We start from the raw sequence: 26,146 nt of genomic DNA on the forward strand, positions 1-26,146 counted from the left end.
ACGCGTGCAATCGTCCAGTACCTTGCGATACATGTCGAGTAGGATACATGGAAAGTATCCTTAAGTAATGCCGCCTGTCATGAAACCAACCAGCTTGAAAGGGGCAATTCCACGTGTAAGTTGGACACACTTAGCCCGAGAAGGTATTTATCTACTCTCCTTAGTTCGGGCAATAAAAAAAACAATATTTTTGGCAGTAGACCTCATTGCATTACAAGCATTTAAGGTGCCCGAAACTAAAAAAGGTAAACTTTACGTTCGCCTAGATGCAATTGGAGACTATGTACTTTGGGCAAGTGCAATAACTCGAACAACTAGTGGAGATGATAGCGCGGATGCTACTCTTATATGTAGTCCGGGGAGTTATAAGTTCATTGAGAGCCTCGATATTTTTCCTAGGGTTATAGTTGTAGATCCTCAAGTTTTTGTGAAGTCACTTAGCTACAGATTGAGAATCCTGAAAGAAGTCTCAACTCTGAGTCCTGAAATCGCCATACAACCAACATACTCAAGGGTTTTGTTGACCGGCGACGCAATAATACGGGCATCTCGTGCTAGGTATAGAGTGGGTTTTGACGGCGATCTTGCAAATCGTTCAAAACTAGATCGGTGGATAGGGGATAAATGGTACACATCCCTAATTAAGCCGGTTGGTCGAGTAACCTGGGAAGAGCATAGAAACATACAATTTATGCAGAGAGTTAGGTCGTCCTTCCCAGGTCTTTATCTAGCTAAAACTGATAGAGGGGGAACGGCTGATTCTAAAGGTGACGTAAATCAGGAGGGGGGAATACTAATTTTCCCGGGGTCTGGTTCACATAAAAAAATGTGGCCAATAACAAAGTACATCGCCCTTGTCGAAGAGTTAAAGAAAGTCTACCCCAAGAAAATCTACATCTGCGGAACACAAAGTGAGAGAGCGTTAGGCTCTGCACTTTGCTCTAGTCAAAATCAGGGGCAAGTAGTTAATTTGGTCGGCGCAATCGATTGGACTAGACTACTGGAAAGAATTTCCAAAGCTGACCTAATTATTGGAAATGATAGCGCTTGCGTACATCTCGCTTCATACCTTGGTGCAAAGTCTATTTCGATACTAGGTGGAGGGCATTTTGGGCGATTTTTACCTTATCCGAAAGATGCGGGTCGCAACGGCCCAGAATGCATTTTCCATCAAATGGAATGTTATGGTTGCGACTGGAAGTGTATGCACCCACACGCACGAGCTGACCCATACCCGTGCATTGAGCTGGTATCGGTATCCGATGTTATGAACAGAGCGGTGACCCTACTTAAAAGTCAAATATTATAGATTCTTACTAAAAATATCCATTATGAATATATCAAACATTAAACATACACTGAAAAGAGTGTCTCGGCGGTTTGGGTTCGACTTAAGATCACATACTAGCAAGGGGTACTGTGATCCCTCAACCTTGGGCAAAGCACAAAAGAATATTGAGCGCTTTCGCGAAATTGTATCAGATCCGTTGAATCTAATGATTGAACGCGTCCCAGAATCTGGGTACATAGTCGGAGACAGCGTCGTACTGCATAATGGAGCGTTGGCAATTGTTCATGGGCCTCACGCGTACTATGATGATTTTTCCGAGATTCTAATAATAAATCGTGGAGTGCATGAGCCGCTTGAGGAGTTTTGCTTCCAACAGTTATTAAAGATGGACTCTTACTCCCCGAGTGTGATGATTGAACTCGGCGCCTATTGGGGGCATTACTCAATGTGGGCAAAGCGGGCTAAGCCGGAAATTCAAGTCGTCCTTGTAGAACCAGACCCTCACAATCTGGCATGTGGGCAGAAGAATTTTGCGCGCAACTTACTCACCGGAAAATTTATTCGTCAAGAGGTTGGTCTTGGAAAATTTGGGATAGACGATTTCTTGGAAGAATCGGGATTAAGTAAAATATCAATCCTGCACAGTGACATCCAGGGTGCGGAGATAGAAATGCTAAATTCCGCCCAATTGGCACTCAAGCGAGGACAAATTGATTATATATTCTTGTCGACCCATAGCGAATCGATTCACGGGGAGGCTATTTCGCTACTCGCGACAGCGGCTTATAGATGCGAAGTAAGCAGCCCATACGCGAGCCATACCACAAGTTGTGATGGGTTCATTTTGGCTTCCTCACAACTGGTACAACCTGTATTCGAAAACTTTGCTCCACTCGGCCGATTAGATATTGCTCGTTCATCGAAGACTGCGATACTAAATTATCTGTCGCATGTGAACAGTATATCCCCCACGAGAAGGAGCCCTACAGGCTGACCAACAACATTAGATCTTCCCTTTGTAATATGTGCACTGCGGTATCAAAAGCATAAGTTACATGAATGTGTAGGCGCTCCCTAGATTGAAATAGTGTTGATACGGACTTTCCTGTTGTTTTGCACCATTGAGCGATAGAAGGCTTCGCACAATGAAGTTACGGTTTACCGAGAGTTTAACTAGACAATGCCACAGAACTGCGTTCAACGGCACTTACCGAATGTTGTTAGGAACGACGAGTCAAACTTAGGTAGATCAACCTAGATAACTCCAGTTGAAACCCTCCTATAGAGCAATCAAACCTAGCGCCATTAACCCTTCGGTACTCATTTCTTCTTCGACCTATAACAGGCCTGTGAAGTTACCGGAGAGTGGGCAAGACTACAATGAGGATTGGCCTCATATGGCCACCGATAAGCTGTAGCCCTTTCAGACCTAGCGACAACACAAATGAGCAGAGACATACCCGGCAAGAGTTTCTTTTCAACTAAATGGAATTCATTTGCATTTACTAAACCATGATAATCATAAAATTTCCAGCCGTTGTCCGCGTACTAGGCGTTCGTTTTGGAGGTGCAGGCCTAGGGAATCTATTGTTCGTAGTAGGACGAGCGATCAAAGAGCGCGAGATATCAAATACAAAGAGGATCTTCACAATGCCTTTATTACAGTTTAACATTGGCCCTCTAATTCGAAGAGAATCGGATCTAAGACTGTATTTGCACTACGTCCTCTCTACCAATAGCGGTTCACTATGCTTAATCGAAGCCTTCATGGCCATCGTTCTATCGCCAAAGAGTCTGCATGCCGTCCTTAAGTTTTTTTATAGGTGTCGTGATGTAAGAATTATTGAAGGACTCGGAAATTATTTTAATGATTTTATCGGCTATGACTATATTGTTCGGGCCGAGGTACTTGCTCAGTTGTGTACTTGGTCCCGTTCAAGAAACCGGTGTATCAATCCTCCAGAGGTCGAACGGGACTCAGGGCCCTCTAAATATGCAGTCATCCACGTGAGAGGCGGTGATTTTCCAGAAAAATGGCGAGTCGACACAGATTGGTATGTAAGGGCGTGCGAAACGGTGATTTCTAACCAAAAGCATCGCGGTAAGCTTTACATACTCTCAAATGATAAACCACTTGGGATTGCTGTCATGAGATCCTTGGGAAGATCAGGCATACACACGGAGATGGTCGAACTTTCGAACGTTGATAGTTTGAGATTTATGTCAGGAGCAGATTACGTTATTGGTAACAATTCAACTTTTTCAGCCTGGGGTGCCTACTTGGGCAGCGGTCGGTTGATATCAAAGTTTATCGTTGCATTCGATCCCCCGCTGAAGGATTCGTACCTGAAAGTAGAATATGTTCCCTAAAAAACTTAATATCTTGTACCTCGATAAGACCGATGAGGTTTAATGCTCTATCGGGCATTACCGCCGCTGCGCTCGCAATAGCACCCGTACTTCCAAATCCGATAGCGAAAGTAATGGTGGCAATTGGAATCTTCAGTCTTATTTCACAGTATGTCATCATAGAAGTAAAATTTAGACTTCTTTGGTCATTTATAGTCGTTATCCTTCTTGTCCCGGGCTTTACCCAGGCACTTTTGTTCTCACCGAGTGATGCCATACGATTTGTTTATATTATTATCGCGTTGCTAGTTTATAGTAGTAATCGCATTCTATTCGACTATCGAACTTTAAAATACTTGTCTGGATTATGTATTATCTACTTGGTATCAACACAAATACTCTTAGCCCTTGGGGTAACATCAGTTACTGCGTTCAGGGATACCTATTATCCATTAGCTGATAACCCGTGGAACTATGGCATAATAGAGAAAGTAAGCTTTGAATACCGATATTTTAGAGCTGGTGGCCTATTTTACAACCCCAACGTACTCGGACTCATTCTGCTCCTATATGGATTTATCTACGTCTACACCTCAATACTTTCGTGCCTTAATTCAAAGACAGCACGCCCGCCAATCGTTATAAAAAGACGGTCATTGATCACTTTAATGGACCTGCTGGTGATAACAACATGTCTCCTCGGTAGTTATCTGACAGGCTCACGGACAGTGCTTTTGGGGTGCCTTGTGCTTATCTTCCTTGTTTTCTACTACAAAGCACTCCTTTATTGCACAGTCTCTCGAACAAGAATCTACCTTATTGTTGGAGTACTGAGTGCGATAGGTATTATCGCAATGTTGTTCATATTCGAAGAAGCGTTCTTCGTTGAAGACGGAAGCGTTTCGATTAAGTTCTCTATTCTTTTCGAGCATTTAAAAGCGCAGTCTCTTTTTGGACTTCTATTCGGAGGATCCTTCGATATCCAATTTGACGCGGAGATTGGATACTGGGTTGGCGCCGCAGGCCTCTTGGGTGCAACATCTATTTTCCTCTTTCTCCTAGTCATAGGCCTACGGTCCTTAATTTTTCTACCAATAACAATGATGTACCTTACAACAAGTGTGGGAAACTCAGTTTTATATGGCCTTTTAACCGGCGTTTTGATGTTGTTGGTTATCATGGCTGGATTTAATATGAAAACTGTTTATTCAAATGAATAGTTGAGCCTGCTCCCCGTGGTCGTGCCTCTTTGAATGGCCAGCTTATTGTTTAAAGAGATTGCAGATTAATATTATAATTATCAAATAAAGCGTAGAGTCATCCGTCCCAAGATAAATCGACATAATATATACTAATATGCTAAGTTTTATGCAACTGCTACCTTCCGTTTCGGTGGGGAATAGATATATTACTGACGTTTGTCGCATCGGGTTACTGAAACTCTAAGTTGTTTATATGAATCTTATCCTTTAGCTGTTGGCAGAAAGAATTTGACATACTTCTGGGGTTCAAAAGATGTAACCCTGCTGTCCTTCTATCAGTGCTAGCACGTCTCCAATGGGTCCCCCGAAATTAAGATAATGACTGAATTTCCCGCTCTAGGTTCAACTGGTGGATATATACTGTGGCTTGGAGTGGGTGAACTTTCCAATCCAAATGGTGATTCTAGCAACGCAGCAGCATCATTCTGGCAGCGACAGTTTATTGAGAGTCTTTCGAGCTTAGGACGTTCCGTAGTCGTAGTATCACACGTAGTAAGGCCAAGATGGCCGAAGTCAGACCTATTTGTCAAAGGTAGTCACACACACTGCAATGCAAATTCCTTCTACCAAGTTAGTTATTTAAATTTCATCCTGCCCCGGACAAAAAATAACTCGCTTGTTAATGGATATCTTGAGGTGGTTAACGATATCATTAGGGATAGGGGCGCGCCAAAGTTGATTATCTGTTATAACTTGTTTCCCCATACACTATCCATATTACAAAATGTTGACCAGTTAGCTCCAAATGGAGCTATCCTTATAATGGCCGATAGGCCGCATCCCAGCCTATTTCCAGTAGGACAAGACTACTCTAAGATTTATCGGAGTTTCTTCGGTGTCGCATTCTTATCTTGGGCGGATTATAAAGTCTTCGTCCTTGATGAGAGTATTAATGCGATCCACTTCGAGGGTGGGATAAAGGAAGTCCTGCCGATTAACGCAGAAGGATATGTTGCAATTGATACCTCCATGGCGACACGGTACGATGGGGGCAGTACGGTCGTTATGTTCTGTGGGTCTGCCGGTGACCATGCGGGGTTATCTATTTTTTTGGCAAGCGCAAGTTTTATAAATACAAAGAATGTTGAGTTTTGGATTGCAGGCGGATGGAATGGGAATCTGAACGCTATCCGCTCCGGATCTGTTAAGGTGAGGAAATTAGGATTTTTGTCGGAAGATAAATTAGAATATTATCTTTCTAGATCCGATATCTTCGTAAATACAAATCTAAGTACTGCATCCCAAAATAAGCATAACTTTCCGTCAAAATTACTAAGATATCTTTCGTTTAAGAAACCTATCATTAGTACTTGGACGGAAGGGCTTCCGCCGTACTATCGCGGTATGATCAATGTCGTAGACTCGGACTCACCTGAAAAGCTAGCAGAAATGATTGATTATATCGCAAAAAGACCTAAGGATGGGTTGGCGCCGTGTAGGCGAAATCTAGCTTCCTTCGTTGATAACCATTATTGGAAACGTCGCGTCGAATTTTTTTTGAGCTGGGGATTTTCGTCCTCAAGATAAGAAAAAGCTCTTTTATAAAAATTGATGGGTAAGCAACGCAATATAATTTTATTCAACTATTTAGGTTGACTCCCGCCAGTAAATGGATCCATCAAAATTGAATCAAGTTCGTGTTCATATAATAACACCCCATCCTGCCCCATATCGTGACCCTTTATTTAGACTGTTGCACGAGCGGGGGTTTGACATTGAGGTGGCATTCTACTTCAATAGCGATCCTGGTCATCATGAGTGGAAGTGGAAGCCGCTTGTCTATCCATCATGGACGTCTAATCGAAGACTAAGCATTCTAACGTATAATTTTCCCCTTCATCTTGATATATTATCGTGGGTAATCATTTCAAAATATGATGCTTTAGTCGTTTCCGGCTATGATAAGCCCACATCATGGCTTGCGATCCTTTTCGCAAAGTTACGGTTGAAAAAGGTTGTAATGGCGCTTGATACTGTCATGAATCCCGAACAAGTCGGGGCACTTCGAAAGGCTAAGGATTTATTCAAGAATTTGTTGATAGGAAGTTGTGATCTCTACTGGGTTCCTGGCCGTGCTTCTATAGATTACCTGTCTAGCCTGGGTATCCCGGAGGAGAGAATTTTTTGCGGGCTGTATTGTCTTGATCCGCCGTCTCAAAGGCAGTATTCGGATTCTGCTGCTTTGCGTCGACGTAAGCTTAGGTCAAGGTTGGGGATCGCGGATGATGCTATCGTTTTTCTGTTCGTTGGAAAATTGACGCAGGCTAGGAGAGTTGACCTGCTCCTCGACAGCTGGAGCTCAATTGGCGGTGATGTTAAGCGATATTTGGTAGTAGTCGGCGATGGCCCCTGCTTCGAAATTTTGAGTAAAAGGAAAAAGAACTTAAAACTAGTTAACGTTTATTTCTTCGGCGCAGTAGCGTACGCTCGACTACCAGAGGTCTATCAGGCGAGTGACATCTATGTCCACCCAGGTACAGAGCCATACTCAACCGCACTCGAGCGGGCGGCTTTGGAAGGGCTCGCTATTGTGTCTAACCATAATGTCGGCTACGTTAGCGACCTCCTAAGTCGAGGTGCGGTTCCTTATCTTTTTCATCCCGGAGATGTCGTTGACCTCACCCTTAAGATCGAATTGGCAATCTCTGAATGGCCCCTTTCCGAGGCGCTAAGAGGAAGTATCAGAGTCGCGGCACACCAGCGCAACCCTGATTGGGCAGTCTCTCAATTTTCAAGAATGTTGAGTCGGGTAGTACGATGAGTTACTCTCTTTTGTAATAAAGGGAAAATTCTCTAATTCAAATTGACATAGGGCAAGTAATGTGAAGATCGAGTCAATATACCTTAACGGGACTTACCACCAGCACCATCCAAGTTGGGATGAGGAAGATGGGGCGTGGAAAGCAAGAAATGTCAAGAGGCTTTTTGAGAGAAACGGTTTAAATCCGCGTACACTCATAGACGTTGGATGCGGTGCTGGAGGGGTCTTAGCAGAATTGTCTAATTATGATCCAGGCCTCTCCTTAGTCGGTTACGATGTATCCCCACAGTTGAAAGACTTTTGGCACTCAAAGCCGTCGCATATAGAGTTTTTCTTGGCAGACTTCGCCACGCACAACAGGAGAGGTTATGACGCTCTGTTAATGCTAGATGTTTTTGAGCACGTTAGGGATCCGGCGACTTTTCTTGAGACCGCTCGCGGGCACGCAGAATACTATGTGTTCCACGTGCCACTTGATTTAAGTGCGCAAACAATAATTCGAGGAGCTCCACTCCGATCTGCGAGGAAGAATCTCGGCCATTTATCGTTTTACACAATGGATACTGCTTTAATGTTACTTGAGGATTGTGGTTATGATATTATCGATTGGTACTATACGGATGCGCACAAACTAAGCAGGGGGAAAAACGTGTTCTCCAGGTTAGCGAGTTTGCTTAGGGTAATTCTTCAAACATCCGAATCCGACCTCATGGTGCGTATCTTTGGTGGTCAGACGATAATGGTCCTCTGTAAACAATCACACAATTCCCGAGGTGAAAGCTAGCGAAAGTTATACTGTGGAGCGAGGTATTAAGACTCACTGAAAGAGTATGCCTGTTGTTAGTACTTGTCGAAGTGCCTATAAATTATTGTATTCTTACATGGTGCACAAGAACGACATTTATAATAGATTTTCGTGGTTGTTTAAATCGGTGTTTAATCTCGAAATAAGACCTTGCTGAAGCCGAAAGTCCTAATATTCATTGCATATTTTTACCCAGGGTATAAAGCGGGTGGTGCGCTAAGGTCCTCGATAAATCTTGTCAATCTAATCGCTCGGGACCGGGATGTTTATGTGGTTACGTCTGATCGGGACGTGGGAGATAAGTTCCCCTACTCTGACGTTAGAGCGAATCATTGGATGGCCGTAGGCGAATCGCAGGTACTGTACCTGAAGGTTTCCCCCCTTTCTGTACTTTACCTTTTCCGTCATTTAAGGTCCTGCGATTTTGATGTTATCTATCTCAATAGTTTTTTCAATTTTCACTTTTCGATAGTTCCTCTCCTTTTTAGGTTTATTGGGCTCTTAAAGGGATCTAAGTGTGTACTAGGGCCAAGAGGTGAGTTTGATCCCGCCGCACTAGCCGTTGGAAGGCTTAAAAAAATCTCTTATCTTTTTATTGTAAAAGTTCTGGGTTTGCATAAGGGACTTGTTTGGCATGCGAGCACTCAGTTAGAACTAGACCATATAAAAAAAGTATTCGTAGATAGCAGTACTATTTCTGAAGTGATACCTGATCCCCTATTTTTTCGGGAGAAGGTTGGCTCGGTTAATGCTGTACTGAAAGATGGTAGTGGAACTTTCAGGATAATATTTCTATCCCGTATTCACCCCAATAAAAATCTTCTTTTTCTTCTTGATGCTTTATCTCGCATAAGACAGCTTAATATAGTTCTTAATATCTATGGCCCTATTGAGGATGATATGTATTGGTCTTCTTGTCTGAAGCTTTTAAAGGGGCTCAGTCATAACATGACCGTACGCTATCGAGGCACTTTAAGGTACGACGAAGTGTGCCTCGCTTTTGAGGGGCATCACCTTTTCTGTTTTCCGACACTGTGCGAGAACTTTGGGCATGTTATCTTTGAATCTCTAAGCGTAGGCACGCCAGTACTGTTGAGCGACAAGACACCATGGACCGCTTCGGCAATCAGGTCTAAGGGCGGTCTCGTCGTGAGGGGGTTGGACAGTAATGCATGGGCACACTGCATCGAGAGTTGGGCGGCGATGGATGTTGATGAATACATGTCACGCAGAGTGGCAGCAAGGGATCTCTATGATTCATTAGCGGCACCGTCGATGTTGGGGCGATATTTGTCATTGTTGAGATAGTTATGTTCATTATTGTTCGCGCGCTGGTTGGAAATCTATAGATGTGTGGCATTGCGGGTTATTTTAGAAGTGTCAACTCTAAACAATTGTCTTTTCAGCAAGAGTCACTAAGGAGAATTCTTCGGCACCGCGGTCCTGACGATCTTGGATCATTTTGGCATCCCGATTTTGGCGTCGCTCTATTGCACACTCGGCTAGCGATTCAGGATCTGTCGGCATCGGGTCACCAGCCCATGCTCAGTAGTGATGGCAAGGTGGCGTTAGTGTTTAACGGTGAGATTTATAACTTTCGAGAGCTTCGGCTTGAACTTCAGGCCAAAGGTCATAGTTTCCTTGGGGATTCAGATACCGAGGTGCTTCTACGTCTATATCTGGACAATCGCCATCTCTCAAATCGTCCGTTTGAGTTTCTAACTCGATTAAACGGGATGTTCGCTTTTGCGATATGGGATGCGGACCTCAAGAGGTTGTTCTTAATCAGAGATGCTTATGGAATCAAGCCTGTCTACTATTCAGCCCACGAAACTGGATTATTATTTGCGAGCGAACTGAAGGCTTTGCGACCGTGTAGCTCACAAGGTCCAGAGCTGGATTTTGTTGCGCTGAATCGTTATTCTTCTTTTTTGTGGTGTCCTGGACATCAAACTCCGTTCCGGTGCATCAAGAAACTCAATCCCGGTGAGATGCTAGTGGTGGAAAAGGGCGTCATTGTGGAACGAAACGAGTGGTTTAGCGTTCCACGGGCATCACTACTAAGATCGCCTATCGGTTCCCTTTCTATGACTGAAGATGTAGCAATATCTGGAACCAAGAATTTCCTCCGCCGGGCTGTTCACCGACAAATGATGGCCGATGTCCAGGTAGGAGCGTTCCTCTCTGGGGGGCTTGATTCAAGCAGCGTTGTCGCCTTTGCTCGCCAACAAAACCCTGATATTCGATGTTTCACAATCGAGGCAGTGGGTGCCACTGAAGAGGGAATGACCGGTGACCTTCCCTATGCAACGCAGGTAGCCAAGCACTTGCAGGTTCCCTTGGAAGTGGTGCGAATCGACGCTTCCCGCATGGCCTATGATCTGCCTGCAATGGTCGCCCAGTGTGATGAACCCTTGGCAGACCCAGCGCCCCTAAATGTTCTCTACATCAGCCGCCTCGCCCGCGAGCAGGGAATAAAGGTCTTGCTCTCTGGCGCTGGGGGCGATGACCTTTTTACCGGCTATCGGCGCCACCGAGCGTTAATGGCTGAAAAGTATTGGTCTTGGCTGCCACAGGCTGCCCGATTAGGATTAGAGCGATTAACCAGCAGCCTGGATACAACTAGGCCCTTAGGGCGCCGCCTGCGCAAGCTATTTAATGGCGCAGGTTTGGAGGGTGATGAACGGCTGCTGAACTACTTTCGATGGGTCGATCAGGCGGACTTAACCGCGCTCTACAGCGCGGATTTTAAAACCGCCTTGGGCAATAGCCGGGCAGAGGAGCCCATGTTGGATTTTCTGGCCGCACTCCCGCCCGAAACACATCGGCTGGAGCGCATGCTCGCGCTTGAGCAGCGGTTCTTTCTCACAGACCACAACTTGCTCTACACCGACAAAATGTCTATGGCGGTTGGGGTAGAGGTGCGCGTGCCGTTTTTAGATCTTGATCTGGTGCAATTCGCGGCAACCATACCCGTGCGGTTCAAGCAGCGGGGGTCTGAAGGCAAGTGGGTACTAAAGAAGGCCATGGAACCCTATTTGCCAAGGGAGGTTATCTACCGTCCCAAGTCTGGCTTTGGTGCTCCCTTACGCCGTTGGATGCGGGTAGAGCTTCGGGAGCTCTTGGGCGATGTTCTGGGCGAAAGCAGCCTGCGAAACCGTGGGCTGTTTCACCCCGTTGCGGTGCAAAACCTAATTCGTGCCAATGATCAGGGCAAGGTCGACGCAAGCTATACGCTGCTATCGCTGATGTGCATTGAGCTCTGGTGCCGGCATTTTATCGACCGCCCCAGTGCACCTGTGCCTGAGTTTTCTAAGGCGGTGGCGTGACTACAAAATTGCAAGTGCATGACTTCTGGAACGAAGCTTCGTGTGGCGAAGACCTTTACCTTACGACTAATGATAAAGCGGGCTATTCGGCTCAATCGGCTGAGCGCTATCGCCTTGAGCCCTTCATTCTGACATTCGCAGACTTTGAATCGGCAAAAGACATGAAGGTGTTGGAGATAGGTGTTGGTCTAGGTGCGGATCATCAGCGATTTGCTGAGGCTGAAGCAGACCTTCATGGAATTGACTTGACCGAGCGGGCCGTGGAGCACACGAGGCAAAGGCTAAAGCTCTTTGGTCTCTCATCGCACTTAGCGGTTGGCGACGCCGAAAATCTGGACTTTGAAAATGAAACCTTTGATTGGGTCTACTCATGGGGCGTCCTCCATCACAGCCCCAATACCTCGCTAGCAATTCAAGAGCTGTTTCGAGTATTAAAGAGGGGCGGGCGAGCCAAGGTCATGATGTACCACAAGTGGAGCATCGTCGGCGTGATGCTTTGGCTTCGCTACGCCTTGCTTGCCGGCAAACCTTGGCGCAGCTTGCGCAGTGTTTACGCTGAACATTTAGAGAGCCCGGGTACAAAGGCCTATTCAATCGCCGAGGCGCGGCAGTTGTTTGCCGAATTTACTGACGTTCGAATTTCCACTCCATTGGGTCATGGCGATCTACTCGAATCCGATGTTGGCCAGCGTCACCGTGGCCTGGCACTAACACTCGCCAAAAAGCTTTGGCCCCGTTGGTTTATTCGCCACTTCCTTCCCGGCGCTGGCCTGGGCATGATGATTGAGGCGAGGAAACCCTGATTCGGTGACAGTTTGCTAGTCACACTCAGTACTTTCTCCGGCGGACCTGTGCTTCTCCGCCTCAAAAGTTCGCCAACATAGATGAAACAGTTGCTTCAATCCCTCAAAAACGGCATCGGTAAGGTAGTCGATGTGCCAACGCCTGCGCCGTGCTCGGGCCAGCTGCTGATTACAACATCGCGCACCCTGGTCTCAGCCGGCACCGAGCGCATGCTTGTCAATTTCGGGAAGGCGAACCTGCTTGAGAAAGTGCTCCAGCAGCCCGACAAAGTAAAACAAGTGCTTGAGAAGGTACGCACCGATGGCATCCTGCCAACGATTGAAGCGGTTCGCTCAAAGCTCGACCAGCCGCTTGCGCTGGGCTACTGCAATGCGGGCGTGGTAGTTCAGAGTGGCGTAGACGGTTTCGCGGTGGGAACTCGAGTGGTGTCGAATGGGCATCATGCAGAGGTGGTCCGGGTACCGAAGAACCTCTGCGCGAAGATTCCCGATTTGGTGGATGACGAATCTGCGTCTTTCACGGTGCTGGCCGCCATTGGCCTGCAGGGGATACGTTTGGCGCAGCCCACAATTGGCGAAGCCATTGTGGTGCAAGGCTTGGGGCTACTTGGCCTAATGACAGTACAGATGTTACGCGCCAATGGCTGCCGTGTGCTGGGTATTGATTTCGATTCAGCGCGTTGCGAGTTGGCCAGAGCCTTTGGTGCATCTACGGTCAATTTATCAAAGGGTGAGGATGTAATCGCTACAGCTGCAGAGTTTTCTCGCGGTAATGGTGTGGATGCTGTGTTGATCTGCGCATCAACAAAAAGCGACGAAGTAGTGCACCAAGCCGCCGAGATATGTCGTAAGCGCGGCCGCATGGTGTTAGTGGGCGTGGTGGGCCTAAACCTGCGCCGCGATGACTTTTATAAAAAAGAGCTCAGCTTTCAGGTGTCTGCATCGTACGGTCCAGGTCGCTACGACCCCGCCTATGAAGACCAGGGCCACGATTACCCAATTGGTTTTGTGCGCTGGACGCAGCAGCGCAACTTCGAGGCTGTGCTCGATATGATGGCGGCGGGCACTTTGAATGTGAAGCCGCTAATTACGCATCGCTTTGCAATTGAGGATGCGGCGAAAGCGTATGAGTTGCTGGATGACCCGAGCGCGCTGGGAATTGTGATTGAGTACCCCGATAGAGCGAAGCTTTTAGGCGATGGAACTACGGCGGAATCGGTGGATCGTGTCATAGCGTTGCGAGCTAGTCGCGTGCATGATGGGCTGCACGCAACTGTGCCGCCTGGCAATGAACCTGTTGTTACCCAGAGTAGCGATGCGCCAGCCGCCGTTTCCAGCGGCTTAGCCGCGGAGCAATCTACTCCGGTGGTTGGCTTCATAGGCGCTGGCAACTACGCCTCTCGTATTCTGATTCCCGCATTTAAGCAGGCCAGCGTAGAGCTCAACATCTTGGCCAGTAGCACCGGCGTGAGCAGTGTGCACCATGGTCGCAAGGCGGGCTTTGCCCAGGCCACAACCGACCTAAACACCATCTGGAATAGTCCGCGCATTAACACCGTAGTAATCGCCACACGGCACAACGCCCATGCCCAGCAGGTGGTCGCTGCGTTAAAGTCGGGTAAACATGTGTTCGTGGAAAAGCCGTTGTGTTTGACGTTCGGGGAGTTGGAGGAGATTCGCGCCGCCTGTGGATCGCCACGGGCCGATGGCCCTTGCGATAACGGGCCTATTTTGATGGTTGGCTTCAACCGCCGCTTCTCGCCTCACATCCAAAAAATTAAACAGCTGCTCGATACAGTCACTGCGCCGAAATCCTTCATCATGACCGTCAACGCAGGCGCAATCCCGCCCGACCACTGGACACAAGATTCTGAATCTGGCGGGGGCCGCATTATCGGTGAAGCCTGCCACTTTATAGACCTGTTGCGCTTTTTGGCCGCCGCGCCAATCACCGAATTCGACCGCAGTTTTATGGTGAGTCCCACGCGCGACACCGCCTCAATCACCCTGAAATTCGCAGACGGCTCGATGGGCGCCATTCACTATTTCGCCAACGGCAGCAAGTCATTCCCCAAAGAGCGGCTCGAGGTCTTTACCGATGGCCGCGTACTCGCGCTTGATAATTTTCGCAAACTCTCCGGCTACGGCTGGCCCGGTTTTTCCAAGATGAATTTGTGGAGTCAGGATAAGGGTCAGGCGGCATGTGTGAAGGCGTTTGTGGATAGTATCCGACATCAAGATAAGGATGAACCAAGTATCCATCATCGCGAGGCCGCCCAGCAGTCGCGGCGATTCAACGGTTCAATCCCACTCTCTGAAATTTTCGAAGTCGCCGAAATGACGATCAAGCTAGCGAGTTAACAAATACATGCTCATCGATATCATCGCTGGCGCTCGCCCTAACTTTATGAAGATCGCCCCCATCATTCGGGCGATTGAAGTGCGGCAATCGCTGGGCAGCCCACTCAAATACCGACTGGTGCACACCGGCCAACACTATGACGCCCGCATGTCGGGCGATTTTTTTGCCCAGCTGGGCATTCCGCAGCCGCACGTCAACCTTGAGGTAGGTTCTGGCACACAGGCTGAACAAACCGCCGGAATTATGATCGGCTACGAAAAGCTGCTGTTGCAGGAAAAATGCAATCTTTGTTTGGTGGTGGGCGATGTTACTTCCACCATGGCCTGCGCCATTGCCGCGCAAAAGCTCTGCGTGCCCGTGGCCCATGTCGAGGCCGGTATTCGTTCCGGTGACTGGACCATGCCGGAGGAGATCAACCGCATGGTCACTGACTCTATCACTAATTATTTTTTTACTACCAGTGAAGTGGCCAACGAGAACCTCCGTCGCGCAGGCGTTAGCAACGAGCGAATCTTTTTTGTTGGCAACACCATGATCGATACCCTCCTGGCAAACCAATCGCGCTTTGCCAAGCCCGAGTTTTTCGACGCGCTAGGTTTGAAGCCCCATGAGTATTTCGTAGTAACGCTGCATCGACCCGCCAATGTTGATAAAGGCGATTCTTTCAGCCGGTTGCTTTCTTCTATAAGCAGCAGCGCACGCAACATGCCCGTAGTCTTTCCCGTTCACCCGCGCACGGTAAAAACACTGCGTGAGTTAGACGATTTTCCCGCAAACATTCACATGGTAGACCCACAGCCCTATTTAGAGTTTAGTTATCTGGTGGAGCACGCTAAGGCCGTTGTCACTGATTCGGGCGGCGTAACTGAAGAAACTACCGTTATGGGCGTGCCCTGTATGACCCTTCGCTCTTCCACCGAGCGCCCCGAAACAGTCTCTATGGGCACCAACGAACTTTTGGGCATTGACCCTGCTACCCTTGCCTCGGCCTTTGAAAAACTCTTTGCCGGGCAATGGAAGCGGGGTAGCATCCCTCCCTTGTGGGATGGTAAGACCGGCGAGCGTATCGTTGCGCAGCTCGAGCAGCTACTGCGGTAGTAGGTTTTGAGAACCTCCCAACATTGTTTGGCTAGTTGCTTACTCGAATTTCGAACCTGTTGGCGCCTTGGTGCCCGGAACCTGTGGCGTGTGGGCTGGTACCGTGCCCAGTTGCGCTTGGGTTTTCACGCTGCTCAGCGTGTAAAACGTGAGCTTGGTGGGGAGATTTTTTTTAACACCCCCCAATGCGTCTTAAATTTAGAACCTCCTGGGCACTGGCAGAAAACGGCTCTTTACTTCGGTCGTCATCACTTTCCAATTAGTGATCATCCCCCAGACTGGCACTTAAACCCATTCACGGGTGCGCGTGTATCAGAAAGTGCCAAATCCTGGTGGCAAGTCTCTGACTTTGCAAGCGGTGCTGGTGACATTAAAACTGTTTGGGAAGCATCCAGGTTTGATTGGGTTTTGGCTTTTGCGCAGCGGGCCGTTACAGGCAGTAAGGGGGAGTTAGATCGCCTTAATATATGGCTTGCCGATTGGGTAAGGCAGAACCCAGCATATTGCGGCCCAAATTGGAAGTGTGGGCAAGAAGCCTCAATTCGAGTGTTGCATTTAATGATCGCCGCAAGGTTTCTACAGCAGGACAAATCCCCACAGCAGGAACTTGTATCGTTGATTGAAGCGCATCTCGCTCGCATTGCACCAACAATCGATTATGCAGTTGGTCAGGATAATAACCATGCCACCTCCGAGGCAGTAGCTTTGTTCTCGGGGGGGGCATGGTTACATGCCCATGGTGTGAGAGAGGGTGGACACTGGGCAAGGCTAGGGTGTAACTGGCTTGAAAATCGCGTGGCTAATTTAGTGGAATCGAGCGGAAGCTTTAGCCAGCATTCAGTAAATTATCACCGGCTAATGCTTGATACGTTAAGCGTCGCAGAGGTGTGGCGTGTTTGGTTAGAGCTACCCCGGTTTTCTGAATCCTTTTACCAGCGTGCAAAAGCCGCGACTCGTTGGCTATGCGCAATGATCAACCCCGATACTGGCGATGCACCGAATCTAGGTGCTAACGACGGTTCGAATCTCTTGCCGTTAACGAATGCCGACTATCGGGACTATCGGCCCAGCGTAGCACTTGCGGCGCGAGTCTTTGCTGACGAGTCAGTGTATTCCGATGTAAAGCTGGTTCAAGACCATCTTGCTTGGCTGGAGTTGAAGAGCTCAGAAGATACCTCCTCTAAGCCGTTGTGCGGCGACAGTCGAAAAGATCCTGTCTTCAATGCAGCTGGCTACATTCTTCTCAATAAAGGGCCATGGACGCTGCTTTTTCGCTATCCTTTCTATCGTTTTCGCCCGGGACACTGCGATGCCCTGCACGTTGACTTATGGCATCGCTCATTTAACCTGCTGCCGGATGCAGGAAGTTTCAGCTATAACAGCGATGTGGAGACTATTGACTACTTCACAGGTTGCGCAGGGCACAATACTATTCAGTTTGACAGTCGCGAGCCTATGCCCAAGGTAAGTCGGTTCTTACGAGGCGAATGGCTAGAACCTAAGGGGGTGAAGCTTTATGAATCCGATTTAGCCGATTCGCTCTCTGCAAGCGCAGGCTATCGAGACTGGCAGGGCGCGACACACCATCGAGAGATTAAGCTTAGCGAGTCTGAGCTGCGTGTAACGGATCACATAAGCGGGTTTAAAAAGCACGCTGTGCTTCGCTGGCGCTTGGCCCCTGGTGATTGGCAAGTGCAAGGGCGTTCGATTACTAACCAAAGTTTCAATCTCCACATAGAGTCAACCGCACCGATTGAAAAGATCCAGCTCCTGAAAGGTTGGGAGTCACGCTATTATCTCGACCTGCAGGCTTTGCCAGTGCTTGAGGTTTTTGTCGCTACGCCGGGGTGCCTGACAACGGTAGTGCGCCAGGTGCACTGATCTCCGGAGAGAAGAGGTAGTGAAAGTCTTGTATTTCCACCAACACTTCTCCACGCCGAGCGGTGCAACCGGTATTCGTTCGTATGAGATGGCAAAGGCATTGATCGCATCTGGCCATGAGGTAACGATGGTTTGCGGGGGGTACGCGGGGGGTGCTACGGGGCTTGACGGCGCGTTTATGAACGGATGCCGTCGTGGAAGGGTTGAAAATATTGAAGTTATTGAGTTTGATCTTGCCCATTCCAACGCAGATGGCTTTGTCAAACGAACTTTTAGTTTTCTACAGTACGCACTGCGAAGTGTTAAGTTAGCTTCTACAGAAAAGTATGATGTTTTATTTGCGACAACCACACCCTTAACGGCCGGCATCCCAGGAATTTATGCACGATGGCTGCGTGCTAAGCCGTTTGTTTTTGAAGTACGCGATCTTTGGCCGGAACTACCTAAAGCCATGGGGGTGATTCGAAATCCAATAGTGTTGTGGGCAATGGCGGTTTTGGAATGGGCAAGCTATCGATCAGCGCACCGTCTCATTGGGCTTTCGCCTGGAATTGTTGATGGCATAGCCTCGAAGGGGGTTAATCAAGACCAAATTGCGATGGTGCCGAACGGCTGCGATCTGGGAATCTTCTCTCAGCCCGTTGAGCCTTGGCGGCCTTCGGGCGTCTCGCCTGCTGATTTTATGGCTGTCTTCGCCGGAACGCATGGCATCGCCAACGGCCTTGATGCAGTGCTAGATGCCGCAGTGGAGTTAAAGGCACGGGAAAGAAACGACATCAAGCTGGTGTTAATTGGCGATGGCAAGCTTAAGCCTGCTCTTCAGGCGCGCGCCAAGAGTCTTGGTCTAGACAACGTAGTGTTTCATCCCCCGGTTAACAAGCAGAAACTTGCTGGGCTCATGGCGAATGCTGATATTGGAATGCAGATTCTTGCGAACATTCCAGCGTTTTATTTCGGAACATCTCCTAACAAGTTTTTTGACTATATCGCTGCTGGCGTGCCTGTGTTGAATAACTACCCCGGCTGGCTAGCGGAGATTATTGCAGAGGCGGGTTGCGGATACGCGGTCCCGCCAGATAATCCAGTGGCGTTTGCGGATGCTTTAGAAGCAGCTGCCGGGAGTCGTGAGAAACTCAAAGCTATGGGGCAACGTGGGCATGACCTTGCCAAAGAAAAATTCAATCGCCAGCTTTTGGCAAGTCGATGGGTGGAGTGGGTAACCGCAGTGAAAACATGAAGCGAGTTTTCGATATCGCAGTCTGCAGCGTTGCGCTCTTAATTCTTCTCTTGCCACTGTTAATCCTAGCTTGGCTGATTAGCCGAAATCTCGGTGGCCCAATCTTTTTTCGCCAGATTCGCCCGGGCCTGCATGGCAGCCCTTTTGAGATAGTAAAGTTCCGCACGATGACCAGCGAACGCGGCCCTGATGAACAGTTGCTACCCGATTCGGGCCGCCTAACGCCATTTGGAAAGTTTCTACGCACCACTAGCCTGGACGAACTGCCCGAGCTGTGGAACGTATTGAGGGGCGACATGAGCCTTGTGGGCCCCCGCCCGTTACTGATGGAGTACCTGCCGCTTTACACCCCAAAGCAAGCTCGCCGTCACGCGGTACGACCTGGAATCACCGGCTGGGCTCAGGTGAACGGCCGTAATGCGATCAGCTGGGAAGACAAGTTCAAGCTGGATGTCTGGTATGTGGAAAACCAAAGCTTGTGGTTGGATCTAAAAATATTGTGGTTAACAGTGAAGAAGGTGCTCCTGAGAGATGGAATAAGCGCCGAAGGTGAGGCAACCATGCCTAAATTCAGGGGCAGCAGGGCTGGGCAGCGCCCGTGAAGCAAGTAGCTATCTATGGCGTCAGTGGCTGTGGTCGTGGTGTTATTCCGTTGGCCCGCGACCAATGGCATGCCCGCGGCGAACCCCACCAACTGGTGTTTGTGGATGACAACCCGCCCGCTACCGAATTTAATGGCTACAGGGTGTTAACCTACAGGGAGTGGATGGAGGAACCAGCCTCGAGCCGCTACATCAATATAGCCATTGCAGACAGCAAGATTCGTGAGCAACTGGCGGATCGCTGCGAGAACGATGGCGTCTCGTTCTTTGAGGTGCGGGCGCCTAACGTGGTGCAACTAGACGATGTGCAGCTGCAAGAGGGCGCTATTCTCTGCCCCTTTGTTACCCTCACCAGCAACATATGCATCGGCAAACACTTTCACGCCAATTTGTACAGCTACGTAGAGCACGACTGCATTATTGGTGATTTCGTTACCTTCGCCCCAGGTGTGATGTGTAACGGCAATGTGGCGGTGGAAGACCATGCCTATGTCGGCGCCGGCGCAGTTATTAAGCAGGGTCAGCCGGGCCAGCCCGTAGTAATTGGGCGTGGGGCTGTGGTGGGCATGGGCGCCGTGGTTACCAAAAGCGTTCCCCCCGGCGTCACGGTTGTGGGCAATCCCGCCCGGCCGCTAATAAAAGCTTGAGGCGCCTTGACCGCAACCATGCTAGACACCCCTTTTCCGCCCTGGCCCCGCTGCACTTCCGAAGAAGCCGACGCTGTGCATCGCGCGCTGCTAAGTAACACCTAAACCCGCACCATGCTCAATACCCCGTTCTCGCCGTGGCCGAGCTTCACTTCCGAGGAAGCCGATGCAGTGCATCGCGTGCTGCTAGGCAACCGGGTTAACTACTGGACTGGTGATGAATGCCGCGAATTTGAAAAGGAGTTTGCTGCCTGGGCCGGTACCGCTTATGCCTTGGCGCTGGCCAATGGCACCTTGGCGCTTGATGTCGCCTTAAAGGCGCTAGGTATTGGGCCGGGTGACGAGGTAATTGTTACGCCTCGCACCTTTATTGCCAGCGTGTCCTGCGTGGTGAATGCGGGCGCGACGCCTGTGTTTGCCGATATTGATAGCAATTCCGGCAATATCAACGCGCAGACCATTGCGGCGGTGTTAACGCCCCGAACCAAGGCGGTAATCTGTGTGCACCTGGCCGGCTGGCCCTGCAATATGGACCCCATTATGGCGCTGGCGGCCCAGCGCGGCCTAAAGGTAATTGAAGACTGCGCACAGGCGAATGGGGCGCGGTACAAAGGGCGCAGTGTGGGCAGTATTGGGCATGTGGGTGCCTGGAGCTTTTGCCAAGACAAAATCATGACCACGGGCGGCGAGGGCGGCATGGTTACCTGTAACGATGAGTCGCTTTGGCGCGCCATGTGGGCCTATAAAGACCACGGCAAAACTTATGCGGCGGTGTATGAGCGCGAGCACCCGCCGGGGTTTCGATGGCTGCACGAGAGCTTTGGCACCAACTGGCGCATGCTGGAAATACAAGGTGCCATAGGCCGTATACAACTGCGCCGCATGAGAGCCTGGACGGCCGCGCGTGGAGCCAATGCCATGGCGCTGCGTGAGGCGCTGCTGCCGTTTGCGGATGAGGGCGGGGTGGTGCGCGTGCCACAGATGCAGTGCGATTGGTGCCCGGTAAGGGGGGGGTGTCAGGGGGGTGAGGCCGTGGCTGCTTTGGGTGCTGCGGGCGAGGGCGTGGCACTTCGAGGCGGCAGTCGTGAATCGGCATTGCCGGCCGAGGATGATTCCGTTCACGGTTGCCAGCATGCCTTCTACAAGTTTTACGCCTACGTGCGCCCCGAAAACCTAGCCCCCGGCTGGAGCCGCGACCGAATTATTGAAGAGATCCATGCCCGGGGCGTTCCCTGCTACATGGGCTCATGTTCCGAGGTCTACATGGAGAAGGCTTTCGACAGCACCGGCTGGCGCCCCAAAGAGCGACTGCCCGTGGCCAAAGAGCTGGGCGAGACCTCGATGATGTTCTTGGTGCACCCCACGCTGACGCAGGCGGAGATTCGTAAGACCCAAGACGCCATCACCCAGGTTCTCCGCTGTGCCGTAATTCGGTGACGGTTTACTCAATTCAAGTATTTCCATTTCAATCCGTACCAAATACCGCGTCAGCTGCCGTGCTCGCGGGCGAATTCCACAATCTGCAGCGACAGTTCCGGCAGTGCGGCTAGAGCCTTGCTACTTAAAGTGGCGGGGTGTTGTGCACAATATGGTTAGCTACTTTTTGGAAGGTCTAGACATGATAAACGTACCTTTGGCACAGGCGAAAAACCACTTATCAAAACTTATTAGCCGTGTGAAGCGGGGTGAGACCGTGGCGGTAACACGGCGCGGCAAGCCTGTGGTGCAACTCGTGGTGTACCCCACTGAGGGATCACCCCAGCAAGGGGAGCGAGTGCAGCAGGTCTTTGATCGACTGCGCCTGCTTCGAAGTGGGGTATCGCTTGAGGGTGATTTGAAGGCCATTGCTCGCGAAGGCTTGGACTGATGTCTTTTGTGCTTGATAACTCGGTGGTCAGCGGCGCGGGGGGATTGTGTTCGGTGAGGGTTAATAACCGGCGCTGGCGACTCGTGCGACCTCGTCACCTGCACCGGTGACTACCGCAACCCTTTGGTGAAGGGTTGCAGGCTGGATCGTGAGAATATCTTCCATTCCGTTTGTGCTCTTACCCCCGGCCTCGCTCACGAGAAGGGCCATGGGGTTGGCCTCGTAGAGAAGTCTTAGCTTGCCGGGTTTGTCTGGTTCGCGTTGGTCCGCTGGGTAGAGGAACACGCCGCCTCGGCAGAGAATGCGATGAACATCGGCCACCATACTGGCAATCCAGCGCATGTTGAAGTCCTTGCCCCTAGGGCCGGTTCTTCCAGCCAGTAGCTCATTAATGTAGCTCTGGATGGGTGGATGCCAATGCCGTGCGTTGGAGGCATTGATGGCGAACTCCTGTGTTTCCTCTGGGATGCGCATGGGCCCCTTGGTTTGAAACCAAAAGCCTTTCTTGAGATCTAGGGTGAAGCCATAGACGCCTTGCCCAATGGTTATGACGAGTTCGGTGCCGGGGCCGTAGATGGCATAGCCGGAAGCGATTTGCTTGGAGCCAGGGATGAGAAAGTCTGCGTCTCGAATGGGGCGGTGTTCAGCTGGTGCAGGAAGCACCGAAAATATGCTACCAATCGAGACATTCACATCGATATTTGAGGAGCCATCCAAGGGGTCAAAGGCCGCGAGCAGGCGAGCGCCCCCAGGCACATCCACTGCATGGTCCATCTCCTCTGAGGCCAAACCGCAAGCCACTCTAGATCTCGACAACCCTTCAACAAACAGCTCGTTGGCAATTAAATCGAGCTTTTTTTGTTTTTCGCCCTGCACGTTCCCAGTACCAGCATCCCCGTGAATATCAGCAAGTGCCCCCAGGCAGATCTGGCCGCTGATCTCGGCGCAGATTGCGGCGATTTGAAGCAGTAGGCGCTTTAGGTCGTCTGTGGCTTGGGCCTCATCGAGGTAGTGCTCGAGGGTCTTCACTTTGGTGCGGCCTTCTTCTTGGCTGCAGGTTTCTTAGCAGAGGGCGTCTCTGCGGCTGGCTTGCCAGTCGGGGGCTTTGGAGCGGCGGGCCTCTTGGCTGGCGCTTTACTGGAGGCCGGCTTCTTTCCTGTCGGTGTCTTGGCTGCTGGCTTCTTCGCTGGGGTCTTCTTGCTTGAGGGCTTCTCAGTTGCTGGTGTGCTTGCGGCAGGCTGCCTCGGCAGGGGTTTCTTCGTCAATGCATGTTTCTCTGCTGCTCCCTGCCCGCTCGCAGGCTTCGCACGGCTGGGTTGCTTGGTAGCAGGCTTCCTCGCCGGCGCCTTCTTTCGAAATAGTTTGGTGATCTCCTCCAGCGACACAGACACCTCGCCCCAGATGTCCTCCAGGCGGAAGTGGTCTCGCGTGACGGGCTGCATGATGTGCACGACCACATCCCCCAGGTCCACGAGCACCCACTCACCGGTATCGGTGCCTTCCATGCTCAGCACCGGGGCGCCGGCCTCACGAACCTTGTCATGCACGCTTTTTGCGAGTGCACGGGTCTGGCGATTGCTGGTACCACTGGCGAGCACCACGCGGTCGAAGAGGGTGGTGATGGGGGTGGTGTCGAAGACTTGGATGTCTTGGGCTTTGACATCTTCCAAGGCATCGACCACAAGGAATTGCAGGCGGGCGAGGTCAGTGTTCAGGGCGTGGCTCCAAATAGATGGATGGTAAACCGAGTCGGTCTGGCCAACAGCCTAGCCGCCCGAGGTGTAAACCGGGTGGGTTTCCAGGAACCGGGCCACAGCCCGGGGCACGAGGGCATCGATGGGCAGCCCCCTGTGAATTGCCTCGCGCACCTGGCTGGAGGACACAGCGTCTGCGGTGAAGGACACGGGCAGAATGCGGGCGCCGGGTGGGGCTCGATCCAGTGTGCGCTGCTGGGGCACCCTCCTTGGTCGTTCCTCTGCACCTCGTTCTTCGGGATTGGCGCCGGTCGATTCGACCCCTCGTAACTCCGGCCTTGCACACACCGCAAGCGCCATGTTCTGAACGAGCCACTCCCAGCGGTGCCAGGTGGTAAAGGCCTGCAATTGGTCTTCTCCCATGATCCAAACCAAGGGGCGGCCCGGGAAATCCCGCTGCAGCGATTCAATTGTCACCCACGTTGGGTTGGCCCGTCCACCTTGGGCGAGGGAGATCTCTCGGTCGTCCGCCACCATGCGGGGGTCTCCGAGGTCATCCAGCGCCAGGCGAACCATGTCCAGCCGCTGTGCGGGGCTGGCCACCGCGGGCTTGTGCACGGGGGCGGCGGTGACGAGCCAGCGCACTTCCGAGAGGCCCAATTGGTCAGCAGCCGCCTGGGCCATGGCCACATGGGCACGGTGCACGGGGTCGAACCGGCCACCGAAGAGCCCGAGGGCGGGAAGCGCTGGCGTGGCGAGTGGATCAGCGGCCGTCATGGCATCTGGCCTTCTCGCCCACTAGGGCAGGCCCATGACACTGGCAGCCAGGCCCAGTGCCACACAGACCATCATGGTGCGGATCATGCCCACCTTGAACTGCAGCATTAGCAGGATGGCCATCACCGAGATGACCGCGGCCACGATGTCCAGGCTTCGCCAAGAGATAAGGCCAGAGCCTGCCGTGGGCCAGAGGATGTGCTGGGAGAAGGTGAAGGCGAGATCCACAATCACGGCCACGACGGCCGCGCTGATGGCCGTGAGCGGGGCCATGAGCGCGGGGGTTCTGCGGCTCGCTTCCACCCAGGGGGCACCAGCCAGAATAAAAATGAACGAGGGCAAAAAGGTAAAGAAGGTGACCACCACGGCCCCGAGCACGCCCGCCTGAAGGATGCTGAGCGAGGCCAAGTCTGCATGTTGCGAGGCCCCCACGAACCCGATGAAGGCATTGATCATGATGAGCGGGCCTGGTGTGGTCTCGCCTAGGGCCAGGGCATCCATCATCTGCGCGGTGGACACCCAGTGCCGCTGCTCCACGGCCACATCGAACACATAGGGCAGCACGGCATAGGCCCCGCCGAAGGTGACGAGTGCCGCCTTGGTGAAGAAGGCGGCCATCTCCGAGAGCGCACCGGGGAAGTAAACCGTAATGAGTCCATAGCAAAAGGCCCAGAGCGCCACGCCCGCGGCCACGGCCGTGAGCAGGTGCTTGGCATCCGCATGGGCATGCGCAGGTGGCGGGGTGTGGTCATCAATGATGTAGGGCGGTCGGTCGGGCGTGAGTGGGGCGTGGGCCTGGGTGGCAGCCACGGCCAGGCCCGGCAGGGGCGTGCGTGAGAACAGGTAGGCAAGCCAGCCTACGAGCGCAGCCACGCCAATCACAAACACGAAGGAGGCACCCAGGCTGAGCAGCGCGAGCGCCCCCAAGGCAATGCTCCACCAGAGCGTGCCGTGAAGAACCTTTTGCCCCAGCCGAATGCAGGCGGCCATGACAATGGCGAGCACGGCGGGCTTTAAGCCATAGAGCATGCCCTGCACCTCGGGCACTTGGCCAAAGGTGATGTAGAGCGCCCCCAGGGCTGACATGATGAGCAGCGAGGGCAGGATGAAGAGCAACCCGGAGAGCACGCCGCCCCAGGGGCCGTGGAGCAGCCAGCCCATGTAGGTGGCGAGCTGCTGAGCCTCGGGGCCGGGCAGCACCATGCAGTAATTGAGGGCGTGAAGAAAGCGGTGGGGGGAGATCCAGCGGCGCTTTTCCACAAGCTCCTGCTGCATCATGGAGATCTGGGCGGCCGGTCCACCAAAGGATGTCCAGCCGAGGATGGCCCAAAAAGAAAGGGCACGCCAAAAGCTGTAAGTGGCGGGGGGGTTCATTCCCCCA

At 51.3% G+C, this 26,146-nt stretch carries 22 protein-coding genes; 18 read left to right on the plus strand and 4 right to left on the minus strand.

Annotated elements, in window-relative coordinates; all coding sequences use genetic code 11:
* Positions 1-79: 79 nt before the first annotated feature.
* The 18 genes from AC8GDA_RS01410 to AC8GDA_RS01495 all read left to right on the plus strand — a co-directional run bounded on the left by AC8GDA_RS01410 (position 80) and on the right by AC8GDA_RS01495 (position 22,294).
* Positions 80-1,309, plus strand: a complete 1,230-nt coding sequence (locus tag AC8GDA_RS01410; RefSeq protein ID WP_506556538.1) for a glycosyltransferase family 9 protein — start codon at positions 80-82, stop codon at positions 1,307-1,309.
* A 124-nt stretch (positions 1,310-1,433) separates the two neighbouring features.
* Entirely contained in the window at positions 1,434-2,285 is an 852-nt protein-coding gene (locus tag AC8GDA_RS01415; RefSeq protein WP_506556539.1) for an FkbM family methyltransferase, read from the plus strand.
* A 773-nt stretch (positions 2,286-3,058) separates the two neighbouring features.
* Positions 3,059-3,661, plus strand: coding sequence for an O-fucosyltransferase family protein (locus AC8GDA_RS01420; protein WP_506556540.1), 603 nt, complete (start codon positions 3,059-3,061; stop codon positions 3,659-3,661).
* 359 nt (positions 3,662-4,020) lie between these two features.
* The gene (locus AC8GDA_RS01425; protein WP_506556541.1) at positions 4,021-4,860 is read left to right on the plus strand and encodes a hypothetical protein; all 840 of its coding nucleotides are present in this window, start codon (positions 4,021-4,023) and stop codon (positions 4,858-4,860) included.
* Between the two features lie 360 nt (positions 4,861-5,220).
* Positions 5,221-6,429 (plus strand): glycosyltransferase, encoded by a 1,209-nt coding sequence (locus tag AC8GDA_RS01430; protein WP_506556542.1) that lies wholly within the window; start codon positions 5,221-5,223, stop codon positions 6,427-6,429.
* A 193-nt stretch (positions 6,430-6,622) separates the two neighbouring features.
* On the plus strand, positions 6,623-7,663 hold the full coding sequence (locus AC8GDA_RS01435) for a glycosyltransferase (RefSeq protein ID WP_506556543.1): 1,041 nt from the start codon (positions 6,623-6,625) through the stop codon (positions 7,661-7,663).
* Between the two features lie 61 nt (positions 7,664-7,724).
* Entirely contained in the window at positions 7,725-8,447 is a 723-nt protein-coding gene (locus AC8GDA_RS01440; protein ID WP_506556544.1) for a class I SAM-dependent methyltransferase, read from the plus strand.
* Between the two features lie 357 nt (positions 8,448-8,804).
* Entirely contained in the window at positions 8,805-9,776 is a 972-nt protein-coding gene (locus tag AC8GDA_RS01445) for a glycosyltransferase family 4 protein (RefSeq protein WP_506556545.1), read from the plus strand.
* A gap of 41 nt (positions 9,777-9,817) precedes the next feature.
* Positions 9,818-11,797, plus strand: coding sequence for an asparagine synthase (glutamine-hydrolyzing) (gene asnB / locus AC8GDA_RS01450; RefSeq protein ID WP_506556546.1), 1,980 nt, complete (start codon positions 9,818-9,820; stop codon positions 11,795-11,797).
* A 14-nt stretch (positions 11,798-11,811) separates the two neighbouring features.
* Entirely contained in the window at positions 11,812-12,600 is a 789-nt protein-coding gene (locus AC8GDA_RS01455; protein WP_506556547.1) for a class I SAM-dependent methyltransferase, read from the plus strand.
* Positions 12,601-12,681: 81 nt separating this feature from the next.
* Entirely contained in the window at positions 12,682-14,961 is a 2,280-nt protein-coding gene (locus tag AC8GDA_RS01460) for a bi-domain-containing oxidoreductase (RefSeq protein WP_506556548.1), read from the plus strand.
* Between the two features lie 7 nt (positions 14,962-14,968).
* Entirely contained in the window at positions 14,969-16,060 is a 1,092-nt protein-coding gene (gene wecB / locus AC8GDA_RS01465; protein WP_506556549.1) for a non-hydrolyzing UDP-N-acetylglucosamine 2-epimerase, read from the plus strand.
* A 117-nt stretch (positions 16,061-16,177) separates the two neighbouring features.
* Positions 16,178-17,941 (plus strand): heparinase II/III family protein, encoded by a 1,764-nt coding sequence (locus tag AC8GDA_RS01470; RefSeq protein WP_506556550.1) that lies wholly within the window; start codon positions 16,178-16,180, stop codon positions 17,939-17,941.
* A gap of 19 nt (positions 17,942-17,960) precedes the next feature.
* Positions 17,961-19,178, plus strand: a complete 1,218-nt coding sequence (locus AC8GDA_RS01475; RefSeq protein WP_506556551.1) for a glycosyltransferase family 4 protein — start codon at positions 17,961-17,963, stop codon at positions 19,176-19,178.
* On the plus strand, positions 19,175-19,780 hold the full coding sequence (locus AC8GDA_RS01480; protein ID WP_506556552.1) for a sugar transferase: 606 nt from the start codon (positions 19,175-19,177) through the stop codon (positions 19,778-19,780). The genes AC8GDA_RS01475 and AC8GDA_RS01480 overlap by 4 nt, the downstream gene beginning before the upstream one ends.
* Entirely contained in the window at positions 19,777-20,427 is a 651-nt protein-coding gene (locus AC8GDA_RS01485) for an acetyltransferase (RefSeq protein ID WP_506556553.1), read from the plus strand. The genes AC8GDA_RS01480 and AC8GDA_RS01485 overlap by 4 nt, the downstream gene beginning before the upstream one ends.
* Before the next feature lie 114 nt (positions 20,428-20,541).
* Entirely contained in the window at positions 20,542-21,864 is a 1,323-nt protein-coding gene (locus AC8GDA_RS01490) for a DegT/DnrJ/EryC1/StrS family aminotransferase (RefSeq protein ID WP_506556554.1), read from the plus strand.
* A gap of 181 nt (positions 21,865-22,045) precedes the next feature.
* Positions 22,046-22,294 (plus strand): type II toxin-antitoxin system Phd/YefM family antitoxin, encoded by a 249-nt coding sequence (locus AC8GDA_RS01495; RefSeq protein ID WP_506557167.1) that lies wholly within the window; start codon positions 22,046-22,048, stop codon positions 22,292-22,294.
* Between the two features lie 60 nt (positions 22,295-22,354).
* On the opposite strand, the gene AC8GDA_RS01500 is transcribed toward AC8GDA_RS01495, so the two are convergent.
* The 4 genes from AC8GDA_RS01500 to chrA all read right to left on the minus strand — a co-directional run bounded on the left by AC8GDA_RS01500 (position 22,355) and on the right by chrA (position 26,139).
* On the minus strand, positions 22,355-23,323 hold the full coding sequence (locus tag AC8GDA_RS01500) for a class 1 fructose-bisphosphatase (protein ID WP_506556555.1): 969 nt from the start codon (positions 23,321-23,323) through the stop codon (positions 22,355-22,357).
* Positions 23,320-23,964 carry a ribosome silencing factor gene (gene rsfS / locus AC8GDA_RS01505; protein WP_506556556.1) on the minus strand — a complete coding sequence of 215 codons (645 nt, stop codon included), beginning with the start codon at positions 23,962-23,964 and terminating at the stop codon, positions 23,320-23,322. Before rsfS ends, AC8GDA_RS01500 begins: the two co-directional genes overlap by 4 nt.
* 96 nt (positions 23,965-24,060) lie before the next feature.
* Entirely contained in the window at positions 24,061-24,765 is a 705-nt protein-coding gene (gene nadD, locus AC8GDA_RS01510) for a nicotinate (nicotinamide) nucleotide adenylyltransferase (RefSeq protein ID WP_506556557.1), read from the minus strand.
* A gap of 21 nt (positions 24,766-24,786) precedes the next feature.
* On the minus strand, positions 24,787-26,139 hold the full coding sequence (gene chrA / locus AC8GDA_RS01515) for a chromate efflux transporter (protein ID WP_506556558.1): 1,353 nt from the start codon (positions 26,137-26,139) through the stop codon (positions 24,787-24,789).
* Positions 26,140-26,146: the final 7 nt, after the last annotated feature.

The organism is Hahnella aquatica (SeqCode) (genome assembly GCF_965194505.1).
In the GTDB taxonomy this organism is placed as follows: Bacteria; Pseudomonadota; Gammaproteobacteria; order Burkholderiales; family Burkholderiaceae_A; genus Hahnella; species Hahnella aquatica.